Origin of the sequence: Pseudoalteromonas luteoviolacea DSM 6061, assembly GCF_001625655.1 — a bacterium.
Classification (GTDB): Bacteria; Pseudomonadota; Gammaproteobacteria; order Enterobacterales; family Alteromonadaceae; genus Pseudoalteromonas; species Pseudoalteromonas luteoviolacea.
Genome location: NZ_AUYB01000024.1, coordinates 80,870 through 98,321 on the forward strand (window position 1 = coordinate 80,870; position 17,452 = coordinate 98,321).

The 17,452-nt window shown below is 41.5% G+C and carries 17 protein-coding genes; 10 read left to right on the forward strand and 7 right to left on the reverse strand.

Annotation, left to right across the window (positions count from 1 at the left end; translation table 11 throughout):
• Window positions 1-2 precede the first annotated feature (2 nt).
• On the forward strand, window positions 3-806 hold the full coding sequence (locus tag N475_RS01655) for an undecaprenyl-diphosphate phosphatase (RefSeq protein ID WP_063359385.1): 804 nt from the start codon (window positions 3-5) through the stop codon (window positions 804-806).
• Window positions 807-851: 45 nt separating this feature from the next.
• Here N475_RS01655 and N475_RS01660 read toward each other — a convergent pair whose 3' ends face one another.
• On the reverse strand, window positions 852-1,388 hold the full coding sequence (locus tag N475_RS01660) for a GNAT family N-acetyltransferase (RefSeq protein ID WP_063359384.1): 537 nt from the start codon (window positions 1,386-1,388) through the stop codon (window positions 852-854).
• 68 nt (window positions 1,389-1,456) lie between these two features.
• On the opposite strand from N475_RS01660, the gene N475_RS01665 reads away from it, so the two are divergent.
• The 5 genes from N475_RS01665 to N475_RS01685 all read left to right on the forward strand — a co-directional run bounded on the left by N475_RS01665 (window position 1,457) and on the right by N475_RS01685 (window position 7,459).
• Window positions 1,457-2,128: a tRNA-uridine aminocarboxypropyltransferase gene (locus N475_RS01665; protein WP_063359383.1), complete on the forward strand. Its 672-nt coding sequence runs from the start codon at window positions 1,457-1,459 to the stop codon at window positions 2,126-2,128.
• Window positions 2,129-2,840: 712 nt separating this feature from the next.
• A complete protein-coding gene (locus tag N475_RS01670; RefSeq protein WP_063359382.1) occupies window positions 2,841-3,845 on the forward strand; it encodes a Fe(3+) ABC transporter substrate-binding protein in 1,005 nt (334 codons plus the stop codon).
• Window positions 3,845-5,476 (forward strand): ABC transporter permease, encoded by a 1,632-nt coding sequence (locus N475_RS01675; RefSeq protein ID WP_063359381.1) that lies wholly within the window; start codon window positions 3,845-3,847, stop codon window positions 5,474-5,476. The genes N475_RS01670 and N475_RS01675 overlap by 1 nt, the downstream gene beginning before the upstream one ends.
• Complete coding sequence (locus tag N475_RS01680; protein ID WP_063359380.1) at window positions 5,476-6,507, forward strand: ABC transporter ATP-binding protein; 1,032 nt, start codon at window positions 5,476-5,478, stop codon at window positions 6,505-6,507. Before N475_RS01675 ends, N475_RS01680 begins: the two co-directional genes overlap by 1 nt.
• A gap of 25 nt (window positions 6,508-6,532) precedes the next feature.
• A complete protein-coding gene (locus N475_RS01685; RefSeq protein ID WP_063364571.1) occupies window positions 6,533-7,459 on the forward strand; it encodes a Dyp-type peroxidase in 927 nt (308 codons plus the stop codon).
• A 3-nt stretch (window positions 7,460-7,462) separates the two neighbouring features.
• On the opposite strand, the gene argR is transcribed toward N475_RS01685, so the two are convergent.
• The gene (argR, locus tag N475_RS01690) at window positions 7,463-7,930 is read right to left on the reverse strand and encodes a transcriptional regulator ArgR (protein ID WP_063359378.1); all 468 of its coding nucleotides are present in this window, start codon (window positions 7,928-7,930) and stop codon (window positions 7,463-7,465) included.
• A gap of 242 nt (window positions 7,931-8,172) precedes the next feature.
• On the opposite strand from argR, the gene mdh reads away from it, so the two are divergent.
• Window positions 8,173-9,108 carry a malate dehydrogenase gene (gene mdh / locus N475_RS01695; protein ID WP_063359377.1) on the forward strand — a complete coding sequence of 312 codons (936 nt, stop codon included), beginning with the start codon at window positions 8,173-8,175 and terminating at the stop codon, window positions 9,106-9,108.
• A gap of 129 nt (window positions 9,109-9,237) precedes the next feature.
• Here mdh and serA read toward each other — a convergent pair whose 3' ends face one another.
• The 5 genes from serA to N475_RS01720 form a co-directional block, all read right to left on the reverse strand.
• Window positions 9,238-10,467: a phosphoglycerate dehydrogenase gene (gene serA, locus N475_RS01700; RefSeq protein WP_063359376.1), complete on the reverse strand. Its 1,230-nt coding sequence runs from the start codon at window positions 10,465-10,467 to the stop codon at window positions 9,238-9,240.
• A 12-nt stretch (window positions 10,468-10,479) separates the two neighbouring features.
• On the reverse strand, window positions 10,480-11,133 hold the full coding sequence (gene rpiA, locus N475_RS01705) for a ribose-5-phosphate isomerase RpiA (protein ID WP_063359375.1): 654 nt from the start codon (window positions 11,131-11,133) through the stop codon (window positions 10,480-10,482).
• 97 nt (window positions 11,134-11,230) lie between these two features.
• A complete protein-coding gene (locus N475_RS01710; protein ID WP_063364572.1) occupies window positions 11,231-11,875 on the reverse strand; it encodes a 5-formyltetrahydrofolate cyclo-ligase in 645 nt (214 codons plus the stop codon).
• The gene (locus N475_RS01715; protein WP_063359373.1) at window positions 11,875-12,408 is read right to left on the reverse strand and encodes a hypothetical protein; all 534 of its coding nucleotides are present in this window, start codon (window positions 12,406-12,408) and stop codon (window positions 11,875-11,877) included. Before N475_RS01715 ends, N475_RS01710 begins: the two co-directional genes overlap by 1 nt.
• Before the next feature lie 269 nt (window positions 12,409-12,677).
• Window positions 12,678-14,201 carry a S10 family peptidase gene (locus N475_RS01720; protein ID WP_063359372.1) on the reverse strand — a complete coding sequence of 508 codons (1,524 nt, stop codon included), beginning with the start codon at window positions 14,199-14,201 and terminating at the stop codon, window positions 12,678-12,680.
• A gap of 247 nt (window positions 14,202-14,448) precedes the next feature.
• On the opposite strand from N475_RS01720, the gene N475_RS01725 reads away from it, so the two are divergent.
• From N475_RS01725 to N475_RS01735, 3 genes are all read left to right on the forward strand, one after another.
• The gene (locus N475_RS01725) at window positions 14,449-15,717 is read left to right on the forward strand and encodes a response regulator (protein ID WP_063364573.1); all 1,269 of its coding nucleotides are present in this window, start codon (window positions 14,449-14,451) and stop codon (window positions 15,715-15,717) included.
• Between the two features lie 131 nt (window positions 15,718-15,848).
• Window positions 15,849-16,187: a P-II family nitrogen regulator gene (locus N475_RS01730; RefSeq protein ID WP_063359370.1), complete on the forward strand. Its 339-nt coding sequence runs from the start codon at window positions 15,849-15,851 to the stop codon at window positions 16,185-16,187.
• Between the two features lie 11 nt (window positions 16,188-16,198).
• Window positions 16,199-17,428: an ammonium transporter gene (locus N475_RS01735; RefSeq protein WP_063359369.1), complete on the forward strand. Its 1,230-nt coding sequence runs from the start codon at window positions 16,199-16,201 to the stop codon at window positions 17,426-17,428.
• Window positions 17,429-17,452 lie beyond the last annotated feature (24 nt).

Consider the following 17,452-nt stretch of genomic DNA (forward strand, 5'->3'; position numbering starts at 1 on the left):
AAATGAGCATTATTGAAATAATTGTACTTGCCTTAATTCAGGGGCTGACTGAGTTCTTACCCATATCTAGTTCTGCTCACTTGATCCTTCCTTCGCAAGTATTGGGTTGGCAAGATCAAGGGTTGGCATTTGATGTCGCAGTTCATGTTGGCACATTATTCGCGGTGGTAATTTACTTTCGTAAAGAAGTATCGGAGATCCTAACCGCTTGGTTTAAATCTTTTGGCAGCCAAGGAACAACAGAAGACAGTAAGCTAGGTTGGTTTATCCTATTAGCAACACTACCATCTCTTATTATCGGTTATTTTGCGAAAGATTTTGTAGAAGAGTTTTCTCGTAATGCTTGGATTATTGCTGGAACGACAATCGGTTTTGGTTTGTTGTTGTGGTATGCAGACAAAACTGCAAAGCAAGTTAAGACAATTTATCAAGTGAACTGGCTAATGGCATTGTGTATTGGTTTATCTCAAGTTATTGCAATGATTCTACCTGGTACTTCACGTTCAGGCATTACCATGACGGTGGGCTTAATGATGGGGCTGAATAAACAAAGTGCAGCTAGATTTTCCTTTTTGATGTCTATTCCCGTTATTGCCGCGGCAGGTAGTTATTTAACTTACAAATTGTTATCAGAAGGTACAGAGTTCAATGCCATGGATATTGTAACAGGTGCAGTGCTCTCATTTTTTGCAGCCTATGCGTGTATTCACTTTTTCTTAAAAGTAATAGAAAAAATGGGCATGTTACCATTTGTTATTTATCGCTTAGCGCTTGGCGGGTTCTTGGTTATATTCCTTTCAATGTAACTAAAACAGGCTGCTAGAGTAACTATGCTCTAGCAGCTGGCATTTCTATAATTGCTTTTCATATACAACAACTTGAGCATCACCCAAAGGATCTCGGTGTAACTTTGTTTCTTTGTATAGCAGACCGACTTTTTCCATAATTTTAATTGAACCTAAATTATCATGTAATGCTACGGCCGTGAGAGTATTGCACACTTGGTTACTTATCAGTGCTTCGCAAACTTGTTGCGCTGCCTCGGATGCAAAGCCTTTCCCCCAATGAGACTGCATAAATCGCCAACCAATTTCTAAGTTATTGTCATCCCTTTGCTCAGTAAAAAAGTCCATAGGTCGCACTAAAACCCAACCAATAAAGACTTTTTGTGGTTCTAAAAAACACCCCCACAGCCCCCAACCTTTTTCTGCGTAGGTGAATTGTTTGAGTCTGGGTATAAAAATATTATCAATATCTGCTTGTGAGTTTGGTTTACCGCCATTTATATAGCGCATAACTTCAGGGTCTTGATCCAATGCAAATAGTAAATTTCGGTCTTCAGGTGTTAGCAAGCGGTAAGTTAATCTAGAAGAAGCACTGATTTTCATAGTATTCCTTTTATCCTTTTATTGTGAGACTTGGTACAATACCCCGTCGTTTATTTTCGGAGGTTATTTTGAGCAACTCTGTATTGGCTCTTCGTGCACAACAAATTGCTGAATCTAAAAGAGAGTTTAAAGCTAGAGGGTCTAAACTCACCCGTTGTGAGACCTGCTTGCTGGCAGAGTCACTTTGTATCTGTGACGGAGTGAAGCAAGCAAGCTGTGACAGTGCAGTTTGTCTACTAATGTACCACAATGAAAGCTTTAAGCCATCTAACACTGGGCGTCTAATCGCGGATATTGTTCCTGACAATTACGCTTTTAGATGGGATAGAACAGAGCCAGATGACGCATTGCTATCATTGCTGTCAAATGAAGCATATCAGCCTATTATTGTTTTTCCTGAAGACAATGTTGAGCCACAGCGAGTAATTAAAAGTGTTTCCCGAGAATTTGGTAAGCGACCGTTATATATCTTTTTAGATGGCACTTGGCGTGAAGCAAAGAAAATGTTCAGAAAGAGTCCATATTTAGACACATTGCCAGTCCTTTCTATCTCTCCGCAAAGCTTGTCCAATTATAAACTGAGAGTAGCTCCTCACGAGCATCAATTAGGGACTGCCGAAGTAGCCTGTGTCGTCTTAGCTGAAAATGGCGAGCCGCAAGCCGCTGAATATCTTACGCAGCACTTTATTGATTTTCGAGATGCCTATTTAAAAGGTAAAAGAAGTAAGCTAAACGGTTGAGTCAATGCCAACGAAGATAGCGCGACTCTTTCGAGCCGCGCTTGACGGAATCTTCTAAATAGCATCCTGCTATGTTGATTTGATCAACTCCTTACACATTTCCATACAGCCCGCTTGGTGTTTTGGTTCTGCGCGCTCTTATGCTTCCTGCATGTTTCCACTTGGGTCTTCCAAAACCCCGTCCATTATCGCTTCAGCCATTCCATATGCTGATATCCATTGCGTTATTCCTTAATTGGGCAATCCGTAACCCTTCCTAAATCCCTAACATCCTAACTTCCTGTATTTCAACTTCCTTACTTTAATGCTCGCTTCCTGCAAACACATCATAATCCAAGTTCCATACTCCATGTGGGGATCCAGTTCCTTGCTTTGCCAATCACATCCTTTTTCCCTGCTTTGCCTCTCCCCTAGAGACAAATTAAGTATATGCCTAGACATAAACTTTGAACATTAAGTTGCGGTTCACCGAAAACAGACTATGTTCTATATTTGCAATAAAAATTATTAAATAACAAAGAGTTCCTTTAAATAAGGCGATTAAATTAGTGCTATCTTCATAGATATCCACTAGCAGAGTGAGAGATATCTCACATAAAAATTGTCTTAAAGCGACAATAATGCCTATGACACCTAAATTAGTGGGCTGTAATTTATCTATAATCGCGTTAGAATTACTTGATAATAATAATTGTTTGGATTTGGAGCACTCATGAAACGAGCTATTGTCACGTTACTGACCGCTGTGACTTGTTTACCCGCATTTGCAGCAGACGAAGTAAATATCTATTCTTTCCGCCAACCATTTTTGATTCAGCCAATTCTGGATGACTTTACGAAGCAAACCGGTATAAAAACTAAGGTGGTTTTTGCAAAAAAAGGGCTGATAGAGCGCGTAAAAAGAGAAGGTAAACACTCTCGTGCAGATTTGGTTCTTACGTCTAATTTCAGTGCGATGATCCAATTAGAAGACTTAGGTCTTACGCAAAAAATCGACAGCAAAACTGTCGAAGCAAATATTCCAGAATCATTTCGAGATCCTGAAGGCCAATGGGTTGCTCTGACTAAGCGCGTTCGTAATGTGTACTCATCAAAATCTCGTTTAGGCAAACTTGACTCATTAAGCTACGAAGAGTTAGCTGATCCTAAGTTTAAAGGTAAGATCTGTACTCGTTCGGGTAAACACCCGTACAACCTAGGGTTAGTGGCATCAATGATTGCACATCATGGTGAAGCTGAAACAAAAGAATGGTTGGTTGGTGTTAAAAATAACTTAGCACGTAAACCACAAGGTAATGATCGTGCTCAAGTAAAAGCAGTGAAAGAAGGCCTATGTGATGTGGCGTTAGGCAACAGTTACTACTTTGGCAAGATGATGACTGATGCAAAACAAAAATCATGGGCTGACTCTGTTTATATTAACTTCCCAAATCAGAAGAACCGTGGTTCACACTTAAATGTATCAGGTGTGGTACTAACAAAGTACGCAAAAAATAAAGAAAATGCCTTGAAACTCATAGAGTTTATGTCGGACAATAAGGCACAGAATATGTATGCATCGACGAATATGGAGTACCCTGTTAAGCCGGGCGTCGAATTATCTAAAATGGTAGCTTCTTGGGGAGCGTTTAAGGAAGACAGCTTGCCACTTGCTGAGATAAGTAAATACCGTCCGTTAGCGTTAAAGCTAATTGATGAGGTAAAATTTGACCTTTAATGCAATTAAAAACTAATCTGTCGAACTGGCAGCTAACAGCGTGGGTGATAGGCATATGCCTGTCGACCCCGCTCGCATTTCTTATTTTCGAGTCTCTACAAGGAGAGTCTGAAGTATTCTCCCACCTCTGGAATACTGTACTTTGGGATTACATTAGTAACACGGTTTGGCTCATTGCAGGGGTATTAGTCTTAAGTGCATTAATTGCACTACCTTTGGGTTGGCTCACAGCCTATTGCCACTTTCCTGGAAAGCGAGTATTCGAATGGGCGTTGATGCTCCCACTGGCCATGCCCACCTATATTATCGCGTACGTATACACAGACCTATTGGATTATGCTGGGCCTGTACAGATCAAGTTGCGAGAGTGGTTCAATTGGACCAGCCCAGATGATTACTGGTTTTTTGATATTCGCACGTTGCCTGGGGCAATCGTGATGATAGCGCTCGTATTATATCCCTATCTATATTTAATTTTTAAAACTGCATTACGCGAACAGTCATTTAAACTAGTTCAAGCTAGCCAGTTAATGGGCCTATCACCATTTCAAAGCTTTTTGAAAGTAAGTTTGCCATTGTCTCGAGGTGCGATAGTCGCGGCCCTAGCATTGATAAGCATGGAAACAATGGCGGACTTTGCAACTGTGCACTATTTTGCTGTTAGTACATTGACTACCGCAGTTTATGATACATGGCTGGGATATTATTCTCTGACCGCAGCAGCAAAAATTTCAGGCATTATGCTGCTATTTTTATTCGTAGCGCTTACTTTGGAAAAGATGAGCCGAAAAAGCAAAGTAGTGCACGAGCGTCAAAGTTCAGTAAATGATACTTGCCTATATGAGTTGAACGGCAAATCTGGTTGGATAGCTACACTGTTTTGTAGCTTGATATTGGTTGTGGCGTTTTTTGTGCCAGTAGGCATCTTATTCAGTTATGCAATCGATTATTTTGATCAAGCATGGAATGATGAGTTTTTTACTTATGCTTGGCAGAGTTTAAAAATCAGCTTTTATGTGAGTTTTATCGCTATTTTGTTCAGCATATTGGTGGTGTTTTATCAGCGGATCGGTGAACAAAAGTCAAAAAGCTTACCGGGCAAAGTTTCCAGCATGGGCTATGCCTTGCCAGGCACAGTTTTGGCGATTGCGGTATTACTGCCATTGACTCTGTTTGACGACTACTTAAACCGCTGGTTTAGTGGGACGGGTTTTGAACCCGGTTTATTGCTGAGTGGGACTATATTTGCGATGGTTTTTGCCTATGTTGTGCGGTTTTATGCGATAGCACACGGCGCGGTTGAAGCTAGCTTTGTGAGAATTAGCCCAAGTATTGATATGGCCAGTGCGTCATTGGGCAAAAACAAATTTCAAACCCTCAGTAGGGTGCATATACCATTGCTCAAGCGGGGTATTTTGACCGCGGGCTTGCTGGTATTCATTGAGTGTATGAAAGAGCTTCCTGCAGCGTTATTGCTTCGACCATTTAATTTTGAAACGCTGGCGACGCACGTTTTCCAGTTCGTGAGCGACGAACAGTTAGAGCTCGCTTCTATTTCGGCTTTATTCATCGTGTTGGTTGGGTTAATCCCACTGTATTTAGTAAATCGCTCAATGGAGCAACAAAAGTAATGTACAGCTTATCTATCGAATCTTTGCAGTATAGTTATGACGGTCAAGCCGTAATCGATGACCTTGACTTACACGTTAAAGAGAATGAGATTGTTTGCCTGCTAGGATCGAGTGGGTGCGGTAAAACAACGACATTGAAAGCAATTGCAGGGCTGCTAAAGCCACAGAGTGGCACTATTCATATTGGGTCTAAGTGTGTAAATGGGACTGATACATTCATACCTCCTCAAAACAGAAATGTTGGTATGATGTTTCAAGACTATGCATTGTTCCCTCATTTAACAGTGTTCCAAAATGTAGCTTTTGGTCTAAGTAAGTTGAGCCGAGCCGACAAGCAAAAGCGCGTAGATGAGATGCTGGAGCTTGTGCATTTAAGTGAATTTGGCAATCGCTACCCCCATGAGTTATCAGGTGGTCAGCAGCAACGCGTGGCTATTGCGAGAGCACTGGCGTATAAACCAAATCTTTTACTCCTTGATGAGCCTTTTTCAAATATTGATGCGCAAGTTCGTTTTCAGTTGATAAGCGATATCCGCAGTATTATCAAGGATCAAAAAGTATCTGCGATTTTTGTTAGCCATTCAAAAGATGAGGCTTTTGCTTTTTCGGATCGCTTAGCAATTATGCACCAAGGTAAAATAGCGCAGTTGGGGTGTCCAACTGAGTTGTTTCAAACACCAAAAAACAAAGTGGTTGCAGAGTTTCTTGGGCAAGGTATCTATCTTGATGCCAAACCGTCAGGCAATGATAGTTTTCAAACTAAATTTGGTCTGGTTAACTCACTCACAAAGCAGCCTTTACCCAGTGAGCATGGCAAGATTTTTGTCAGACCTAGTAATATTGAGTTGTTCAATGCTGATTCGGGTGAAATTAAAGTAAACCAAGAACGTTTTGTAGGTACAGAGTATCTTTATGCGGTAGAGCTACAGGGACAACAGCTTGAAATTGCAAAGCCAGCAGACAATCCTCTGGATTTGTCTAAACCTATCTCTTTAAAAATTAAGCCTCATGCGGTAAATTTCTTTTCTTAAGAATCGATAATATTAGGGAAAGGCGATGGCTCAGCCGCAATCTGGAGTTTGTGCAGAAGCAAATTTGCACGGTTTACACTTGTTCTTCAATGTACTTGAAGGCCAAGATGAGGCTGTTCGGGTGGCTCTTGCGCAAGTGGGTCGACTCCAAGATGAACTGAGTGATCGTTTTTCTGAATCAATGCTAAGCAGCTTTGTGGCTATTGGCGCGCAATACTGGCCACACATTTATCCTGAGTTTATACCGCCAGAATTGAAAAGCTTTCCACATATTAAGTCTTCAGATCACCTTATTCATAGTCAGCCTTTTGATTTGTTGTATGTTATTCGTTCGGACAGGGAAGATGTTAATCATCTCTTTGCACAAAGTGTTATTCACATGCTTTCTGGGAGCGTAGAATTAGTGGCCCATGTACGTGGCTTTCGCTTTTTGGATGGGAGGAACTTTAACGGGTTTATATATGGCAGTGAAACGCCCCATGGAAGGTTCAAGCGTCAGGTGGCACTGGTTGATAACCCTGATGGACTAGATCATCAAGGTAGCTACATTCATATTCAGCGAGTTAAGTTTGACTTATCACGTTGGCAGCAGCTTCCTATTGAGGAACAAGAAGCACTAATGGGCCGCACTCGCCTAGATAATAATTTAATAGAACCCAAAGTCGCATTTAGCCATGCAAGCAGGGTTGAGCTAAAGGGGGCCAATGGAATGGTTTTATTGCTCGATCAAAGTATGCCTTTTGGTGATGTATTTGAGCAAGGTAGCATTAATTTGAACTGTTCAGCTCATGGAAATGCTTTTGAGACGGTTTTGATGAGTCGCTTTGGGCTGTTATCAGGTCAAGATTGTTATGACCCTCTTTTGGACTATTCAGAGGCGGATATGGGCGCAGCATTCTTTGCGCCATCTTTACAGTTTTTAAGTAAGATGGCGCAGTCAATGGAAAGTTAGTACCTACACATTGTCAAAAAGCGTTTTTACTTTTTCCAGTGTTGCGTCTATTTCAGAAATTTGCGCTGGCGCAATAAAAATTGTGTCATCACCGGCAATTGTACCAAGTACGCCATCAGCACTACCTAATGAGTCTAGCAGTCGAGCAATCAGCTGTGCAGCGCCTGGGCTGGTACGAATAATGATCATCATTTCATTGTGCATAATATCAATGACTAGTTGGCGCAGTGGGCTTTTGGCGGTCGGAACTCCCATTTCGGCAGGAAGACAATACACCATTTCCTGCTTGGCGTTACGCGTACGTACAGCACCAAACTTGCTTAGCATGCGCGAAACTTTACTTTGGCTAATATTATCAAAGCCTTGGTCCTTGAGTGCATCAACGATTTCGCCTTGAGAACCAAAATTTTCTTCTCTTAATAAGGCTTTGAAGGCTCTTACTAAAGCCTCTTGTTTCTCTTGCACTTGCATATACATCTCTTCTTTCTAGTTTGGTAATTCAATTCTACACAAATCGAGACCTTTACCCAAATTTTCACGACAGAGTAATTTTCATGTCCTAACGTAAAGTCATTTTGCTTAACAGTTTCCCGTTGTTTACAACTATAGTCGAAAAAATCTCGAAAATAACGCGGATAAATTTGTCTTTACCCGCGCTTTTCATTATCTTTACAGCACACAAAATTCCTACCTTCAATATATGGAGAATTATAATGAAAGTTGCTGTATTAGGTGCCGCTGGTGGTATCGGTCAAGCGTTATCACTTTTGCTTAAAAACGGTCTACCTGCCGGCTCTGAGCTAGCACTATATGATGTTGCACCTGTTGTTCCTGGTGTTGCAGTTGATCTTTCTCACATCCCAACTGCTGTTAAAGTAGCAGGCTACGGTAAAGACGATTTAGATCCTGCTCTAGCTGGTGCTGACATCGTATTGATCCCTGCTGGTATGCCACGTAAGCCTGGTATGGACCGTGCAGATCTGTTCAATGTAAATGCGAGCATTGTTAGAACTCTAGCTGAAGGTATCGTTAAAAACTGCCCTAAAGCGTTTGTTGGTGTTATCACAAACCCTGTAAACGGCACTGTTCCAATCGTACGTGAAGTATTCAAAAAAGCTGGTACTTACGACGCTGCGCGTGTTTTCGGTGTAACAACTCTTGATGTTATCCGTGCTGAAACTTTCATTGCTGAACTAAAAGGTCTTGATGTTTCAGAAGTTAAAGTTCCAGTTATTGGTGGCCACTCTGGTACAACAATTCTTCCACTACTTTCACAAGTAGCGGGCGTTGAGTTCTCCGACGAAGAAGTAGCTTCATTGACTAAGCGTATTCAAAATGCTGGTACTGAAGTTGTTGAAGCGAAAGCGGGTGGCGGATCAGCGACGCTTTCTATGGGTGCTGCGGCAGCTCGTTTCTGCTTCTCACTAGTGAAAGGTCTTCAAGGTGAAGAAAACGTACTAGAGTACGCTTATGTTGAAGGTAACACAGGTGATGCAGAGTTCTTTGCACAGCCAATTCGTTTAGGCAAAAACGGCGTTGAAGAGCTACTACCATACGGTGAGCTAAGCGCGTTTGAGCAAAAAGCAAAAGACGATATGCTTGCGACACTTGAAAAAGACATCAAAGAAGGTGTTGATTTCATGGCATAATGCCAGTATGAAATACACAAATAAAAAAGCAGCTAGTTAGCTGCTTTTTTGTTGTCTAAACGTTACTAGACACTGCATTAAAAAGCCGACTATATGTCGGCTTTTTGCTATGTGTGAATATACAAAGCGTTAATGTAGGATTCTCGCCCTGATTGTACCTTCAACAGCACTTAATTCTTTTAAAGCAACTTCGGAATGGTCACTATCAACATCAATAACTACATAGCCGATACAGTCATCTGTTTGTAAGTACTGTGCAGCGATATTAATACCATGCTGTGCAAACGCTTGGTTAATCTGTGTCAAAACACCAGGCCTGTTTTCGTGTACGTGAAGCAGGCGGCTGCGATTAGATAATTCAGGAAGTGACACTTCCGGAAAGTTTACAGCTGTGACAGTTGAACCATTGTCTGAATATTTAGTGAGTTTACCCGCTACTTCGATGCCGATGTTTTCTTGCGCTTCTTGTGTTGAGCCACCTACATGCGGAGTCAGAATAACATTATCAAACTCTCTTAGTGGAGATACAAACTCTTCATCATTTGACTTTGGCTCGATGGGGAAAACATCAATTGCAGCACCTGCTAGCTTTTCATGTTGGAGAGCTTCTGCAAGTGCGTCGATATCTACCACGGTACCTCGAGATGCATTTATTAAGATTGCACCTTGTTTCATAACCTCAATTTCAGCCATACCAATTAAGTTTTTAGTTTGGGGGGTTTCTGGCACATGAAGACTAATCACATCTGCACGCTGTAATAGTTGAGTAAGATTTTGCACTTGTTGCGCATTACCCAAGGTTAGTTTGTCTTCAATATCGTAAAATTCTACTTTCATGCCAATATTTTCAGCCATGATACCGAGCTGTGTGCCAATGTGTCCGTAACCAATGATACCCAGCGTCTTGCCTCGAGCTTCGTAAGAGCCAACCGCAGATTTATACCACTCACCTCTATGTGCCATAGCATTGCGCTTGGGGATCCCTCTGAACAGCAATAATATTTCACCAAGCACCAGCTCTGCTACTGAACGAGTATTTGAGAAAGGCGCGTTAAATACGGCAATGCCTCTACGTTTGGCTGCATCTAAGTCAACTTGGTTAGTACCAATACAAAAACAGCCAACAGCAACCAGTTTTTCAGCTGCATTGAGCACGTTTTCTGATAGATGAGTACGTGAACGGATCCCGATGAAATGAACCTGGCGGATCCGTTCGATTAATTCACTTTCAGGTAACGATGTCTTGAGGTACTCAATATTGCTATACCCGTTGCGTTTTAGCGTTTCAACGGCGCTTTGGTGTACGCCCTCTAACAATAAAATTCTAATTTTATCTTTTGACAAAGATACCTTACTCATGACTCATTCCTGTTACCTAGTTTGTGGACCTTGCGGAGTCCCAGTAATAACAGTGTTGGCACCGCGATGAGCGAAAAGCCCGTTAGTAACAACACCTACGATTTGATTTATTTGTTCTTCAAGTGCTTCTGGGTCCGTAATATTAAGCCCATGCACATCTAAAATGACGTTGCCATTGTCCGTAATAACGCCTTGTCTATAAACTGGGTCACCGCCCAGCTTTAGTAACTCTCGTGCAACGTAGCTACGTGCCATTGGGATTACTTCCACTGGAAGCGGGAACGAGCCTAGCGTCTCAACATGCTTGCTTTCATCAACAATACAGACAAACTTTTCAGCTACAGCCGCGACAATTTTCTCACGTGTTAATGCTGCTCCACCGCCTTTAATCATATGTCCTTGAGCGTTAATCTCATCGGCACCGTCAACATAGACATCTAGCTGAGCAACATCATTTAATTCATATACTTCAATACCAAGCGTTTTAAGCTTTTCAGTTGAAGCTTCTGAGCTTGATACTGCGCCTTTGATCTCATCTTTAATGCTACCCAGTGCATCTATAAAATGATTTACGGTTGAGCCGGTACCAACTCCCACAATGGTATTCTCTTTGACATGCTCAAGTGCGGCCCAAGCTGCTGCTTTTTTCATTTCATCTTGTGTCATAACGTAATCACTTTTTTGTATTTAATTAAGTTGGGATTATACGCTTAAACACTTAAATTGCATGTCAATATAGGTTGTCGGAAGTACTATTTTTCACTCAAATATCAGAGTTAGCCTCATTGCCTTGCCACCGATATAGGTTTGTTGGCGTTAAAATTGCCGGCAATGGAACATCCCATGCTTCGATAGGCAGCTGACTGACTTTTTGACAGTCATGTGCGAGTCCGATTAATTGTGGCTTAGACCATCCATTTGCATAATAACTAGCCAATGTTCTATCGTAGTAGCCACCACCCATACCCAGTCGATTTCCTTTGCCATCAAATGCAACCAAAGGCATCAATAAAATGTCGAGTTGAGAAACGGGGCAAATTTCACTGCAATTCAATTCAGGTTCTAAGATAGCATAGCGATTCTCTCTCATGGTTGAGTTTTCTTCATACTTCTGAAAGAGTAAATGAGTGCCGCTAAAAGGGTGTATTACAGGTAGGAATACATCGTGATTTTTTCTCCAAAGTGATTGAATTAAAAGGTTTGTTCTAACTTCTCCATCATTGGGTAAATAGATGCCGATTGCAGTCTTTTTGGGTAGGTTTATTTTTTGAGTAAAATTCATGCACAAGTCGGATTCAGCTTGTGATTGAAAATTTTCATCTAGCTCTTTCCTGCGTTTTCGGACCTCAACGCGAATTTCTTTTCTAATATGAGCTTTATTTGAGTTGGAACATGAATTTTTTTCCATTAGAACTGAACCATCTCGGGGAAAGCGAGGCTAAAGCCTAAGACTATTAGCAACACAATTAAGATTGAAAGTAATGTGTATAAGAGTTTTTTTGATTTGGGCTTGGTCTCAGTATCTAAGTCCAACTCATCGAACAAGTCGTCACTTTGCCATTGATCCTGTTCTTTATCATCGTCGTTTTTTTGCTGGCCATCAATTCGTTGCTCAAGCTCTTCAAGCTTTTCTTCGATGCGAATTAGACTGCTAGTAATGTAATCTAAAGCTTCAAAGACACGCTCATTGGCGGCATTGTTGGGTTGGCTGACAGACGTTTGCACTTCTAGAACTTTGCTTTGGAAGCCATAAATAGCAAGCAACTTTACCTGCTTTAGGCATTTGCTTTTATCAGTGCTACCAAAGAGCGGCTTACCTTGGGTAAAAGATTCTACTTTCTGTTTTGATACCCCTAATTTTGCAGCAAGTCTTTCAATGGCATTTTGACTGTCAGTGTCCGCATCAAAGCCAACGAAGGCCACACGATATTGATCACTCATATTGATCCCTTGTTTGTTCTAATATGTTGAGTATACCCAAAAAATCAGTACAAGCGTTGAATAAATCCAGATGCAATTTATCCAGTGATTCAAGAACAATTTATTTTCGTTCAATTGACTGGCTGAGCCTCAAACCCAAATTTCATAGCGAATGTTGGTGCCGCAACTGCCGGTTCATATCAATGTCTATTAGAGACAAATAAAGAAACACTGAAAATAATAAAGCCAGACTGAGGTTGCCTGGCTCTATTTGGTTGGAACTGAGTTGATTAGTACTTAGCTGAAGTATTAGGTGCAGGTAAAGCCGCTTTAATAAAATCTCTCAAGTCATTATTAGAAAGTTTGAGGTCCTCATGGCGAAGATACATCATATGACCCGAGCGGTATCCCTTAAAACTAAGTCGCTCTTTCATTTTCCCACTTGGGTCTAAATGCCATAAATTGTATTTTCCATCAAAGTAGTTGGTAGCACCGTCATAATAGCCCGACTGTACCATGACATGTAGATAGGGGTTTTGCGCCATTGCCAGACGCAGTTGCTCGCCTACATTATTATTAGTTCTATCCCAAGGTCGAACAGGACCAAACATGTTGTATTTTAGGTCTGTTTTATAGTCGAGCTCTTGTCGAAAATAATGATTGATAGCTGGTGTAAACGAGTGAAGCCATGACGTGAGTTCAGGCCAATAATCTGGTCTCTCGCCCGCTGCGCGTTTATCAATACCAAGATAACGAGAGTCTAATCTGCCCAAAGTAAGCTCTTGATCACGCAACAGCTCTTTCCAAAAAGCGGATGTTGGAATATCTAAATTGTTTTGCGCAACAAATTTCTCAGACAAGCCGCTGTATCTAGCTACTTTTTTTATCACAGATAGTTTTTCGGCTTCACTGATCATGGCGCCTTTAGCCAGCGCTGGCAAGTATCTGTCAAGCGTGTATTGTTCTACCTCTTCAAGTACCTCAAGTAAATCCTTAGTTTGTAGATCTGGGTGTAACGCTTTGTGATACCAAGCTGTAGCGGCATAGTACGGGAGTCTATTTGCGACATCCACCGGGCCTTCGCGTTTAATACCAATATTAGTCGGAGACACAAGTACGACACCATTGAGGTACATCCATTGGTTATTTTGAAGCTCATGGGCAAGACCTGCAACGCGGGTAGTTCCATAGCTTTCTCCAATCAAAAATTTGGGAGACAGTGAACGGCCATTTCTATTGATAAAGGTGTTAAGCCATGATGCCAAGTATTTTATGTCTGCATTTACACCAAAAAATTGCTCTTGCTGACTTTTTTTACTGGGCATCTTTCCATCTTGATTTGGTAATACGCGTGAATATCCAGTATTGACTGGATTGACGAACACGATATCAGTGGTATCAAGTACAGAATATGGATTGTCTTTTAAGCCGTATGGTTGGCGTGGGTAACCCTCGTCGTCTATTTTAAGTACACGAGGCCCTGTGTATGCGATATGCATCCAAACAGACGCAGAGCCTGGGCCCCCATTAAAAGATATTAGTAGTGGTCTCTTTGCCACATCCTTCACTTTGTCTTTTTTATAATAAGTATAATGAAGCGCAGCTGTGGGGTTACCCTCATTGTCCCATAAAGGTTGCATACCTGTGGTGACGGTATAGTTTAAACGCTCGCCGTTTATCGTTGCTTTGTGTTTGGTGACGACAGAGCTGTCAATATCGAAACTCTGTTTCTCTGGTTTTAAACTGTTAGCAGTACTCGATACACTGATGCAAATGAGTAGTAAACCTGATAATATTTTGGGTACAGCCGTCATGCGATTCCTTAATATTCTTTTTAAGCGTTTATTTAAGGCTTTTCTGTTGCGTTTTTCAAAGTTAATGAGACTAAACCGCAATATTTGCAGTTCATTACAATTTGTTCACGATTTAAGGCCACTGCTTGTTTTTTTTGTCATAAAATTCGCGTATATTTCATCCTTATGTCTGTAGTATGAAAGTATTTAGCTCTGTTAAATTCTTGTTTAGCTGCTTCTCCAGTTGTAGTCATTAGAGATTTTTTCCATGCAAAGAGTATTAATTGTCGAGGATAGTAAGGTCGTTCAGCAGATCTTACGTCATTTGGCAGCACAACACTTAAACGTAGAATTAGATTTTGCCTGGTCTCTCAAGGAAAGTAAGGCGCTACTTAAAAGCAACCGTTACACTTTAGCCTTGGTGGATCTCACCTTACCCGATGCCATGGATGCTGAAGTTGTTCAACTTACCTTAAGCCAAAATGTACCAACGGTGGTACTTACGTCCAAAATTGATGAATACAGTCGTCAGCAAATGCTTGAAATGGGCGTTGTTGATTATGTAATAAAAGACAATCGAGATTCCTATTTATACGCAATTAAATTGGTATCAAGGTTACTTCGCAATCAGGGTTGTAAAGCTCTGATTGCTGACGACTCTATGATAAGCCGTGCGGTTATGCGCCAAATGTTAGAAAAGCAGTTGTTTACTGTTTTTGAAGCACAGGATGGTGAGCAAGCACTTACTATGCTTAAGTCTGATCATGAAATAAAACTGTTGCTTACAGATTACGCAATGCCGACGATGGATGGCTTTGAACTGGTTAAAGCTGTACGTAATTTTAGAGGTCGCGATGATTTGGTCATTGTTGGTTTGTCAGGAGCCGGCACGCATGGATTATCAGCAAAGTTTATTAAATATGGCGCTAACGACTTTTTGATGAAGCCTTTTATGAACGAAGAGTTTCATTGTCGTGTTATGCAAACAATGGAACAGCTGAATTTGATTGCTGAGATTAAAGATTATGCCCATCGAGATTACTTAACGGGGCTTTATAATCGTCGATATTTCTGTCAGCACATGGACAAATCACTCAAGAACGGGCCAATTTCAAGTTGCTTAGCATTACTTGACTTAGATTTGTTTAAAGAAATTAATGATAAATACGGGCATTTGGGTGGAGACAGTGTGCTAACTCAGGTGGCTGAACTACTGAACCAATCTTTTGGTGACTGCTTGGTGTCACGAGTGGGTGGTGAAGAGTTTGCGGTACTTTTACCTGGCGAAAGTATTGATGAAGCACGCGCTATTTTCGACAATTTTAGAAGCCGATTTGCTGACAACATCTTTTATATTGAAGGCGAAGCGCTAAATTGTACTTTAAGTATCGGTATTGCAAAGTGCGAATATGCGACGTTAAGTGAAGTAATGCGTCACGCAGACCAAGCATTGTATCGCGCTAAAGCTCAGGGTCGTAACTGTGCAATGGCAGCCTGCACCAAATCACATCAAGTTACAGAAAAGTGCACCACATAAGTGCACTTTCTCTTCACTATTAAATCCTAAATTCCTTACCTCACTGAAAAATATAACTTTATTATTTTGGCACAAACGTTGGATTGATCCCTTCATCATCAACAGGAATAAGACTCCTTTGGAGGCCAACAATGAAAATGATAAGCGCAATTATCAAACCATTTAAACTGGACGAAGTTAGAGAAGCACTTGGTGATCTGGGTATAGAGGGTATGACCGTGGTCGATGTCAAAGGCTTTGGCAGACAAAGAGGGCATACAGAGCTATATCGAGGAGCTGAGTATCAAGTTGACTTCATTCCCAAAATCAAACTGGAAATAGCCACTCACAGTGAAAACTGTCAGCGTGTGGTTGATACGTTAGCAAAAGCTGCCAATACAGGAAAAATAGGTGATGGCAAAATATTTGTGTACGACCTAGAACAGATCGTTCGGATCCGCACAGGTGAACTAGACGAAGAAGCTATTTAAGGGGACCGACGATGGACAATGCAATAATAGAACTACAATTCTCGCTCAATACTTTCTACTTTTTGATTTCTGGTGTTTTAGTGATGTGGATGGCCGCGGGTTTCGCTATGTTGGAAGCTGGCTTGGTGAGATCAAAAAATACCACAGAAATTTTAACAAAAAATATCGCGTTATACGCCATTGCATGCACGATGTATTTACTTATCGGTTATAACATCATGTATGTGGGAAACAGTGAGGGTGGCTTCGTACCAAGTTTTGGCGCGCTTATAGGTGAAGCAGCAGCAGATGCCGACCATGCGCTAGAGTCTGATTTTTTCTTCCAAGTTGTTTTTGTTGCTACTGCGATGTCTATTGTTTCAGGAGCAGTTGCTGAGCGTATGAAACTATGGGCTTTTTTACTATTCACCGTCGTTTTGACTGGGGTGATTTATCCAATTGAGGGTTATTGGACTTGGGGCGCAGGGTTTTTGTCAGAACTGGGGTTTGTGGACTTTGCTGGCTCAGCAATTGTTCATGGGGCCGGTGCCGCAGCGGCGCTCGCAGGTGTACTACTATTAGGTGCAAGGAAAGGAAAGTACGGTAAACATGGAGAGATTTATCCTATACCAGGCTCTAATTTACCGCTAGCGACATTGGGCACGTTCATTCTTTGGATGGGGTGGTTTGGCTTTAATGGTGGCTCGCAATTATTCTTGGCTGACAAAGAGAACGCCGTGGCTGTGAGTCAAATCATGTTAAATACGAATGCCGCAGCTGCCGCAGGAGCCATTGCAGCTTTGATTGTGTGTAAAGTCATGTGGGGCAAAGCAGATCTAACCATGATTCTTAATGGGGCATTGGCTGGCTTAGTGACCATTACCGCAGAACCAGCTTCACCAACGCCGCTACTAGCTTGTATTCTAGGGGCTTTAGGTGGCAGCTTAGTTGTATTCAGTATCATTGGCTTAGATAAGTTGAAGATTGATGATCCTGTAGGTGCAATATCAGTCCACGGTGTGTGCGGTTCTCTTGGTGTGATGATGGTGCCCTTTTCCAATAGTGATGCAAGTTTTGTCACACAGCTGACAGGCTTACTGGCAATATTGGGCTTTGTATTTGTCACTTCTTATTTGGTTTGGGCAGCGCTCAAAGCAACGATGGGGATAAGAGTGAGTGAAGAAGAGGAGCTAAGCGGTATGGACCAGCATGACTGTGGTGTAGATGCGTACCCTGAGTTTGTGACAATTCGTAATCACTAATTGAAAACAATCGAAAAAGCGAGC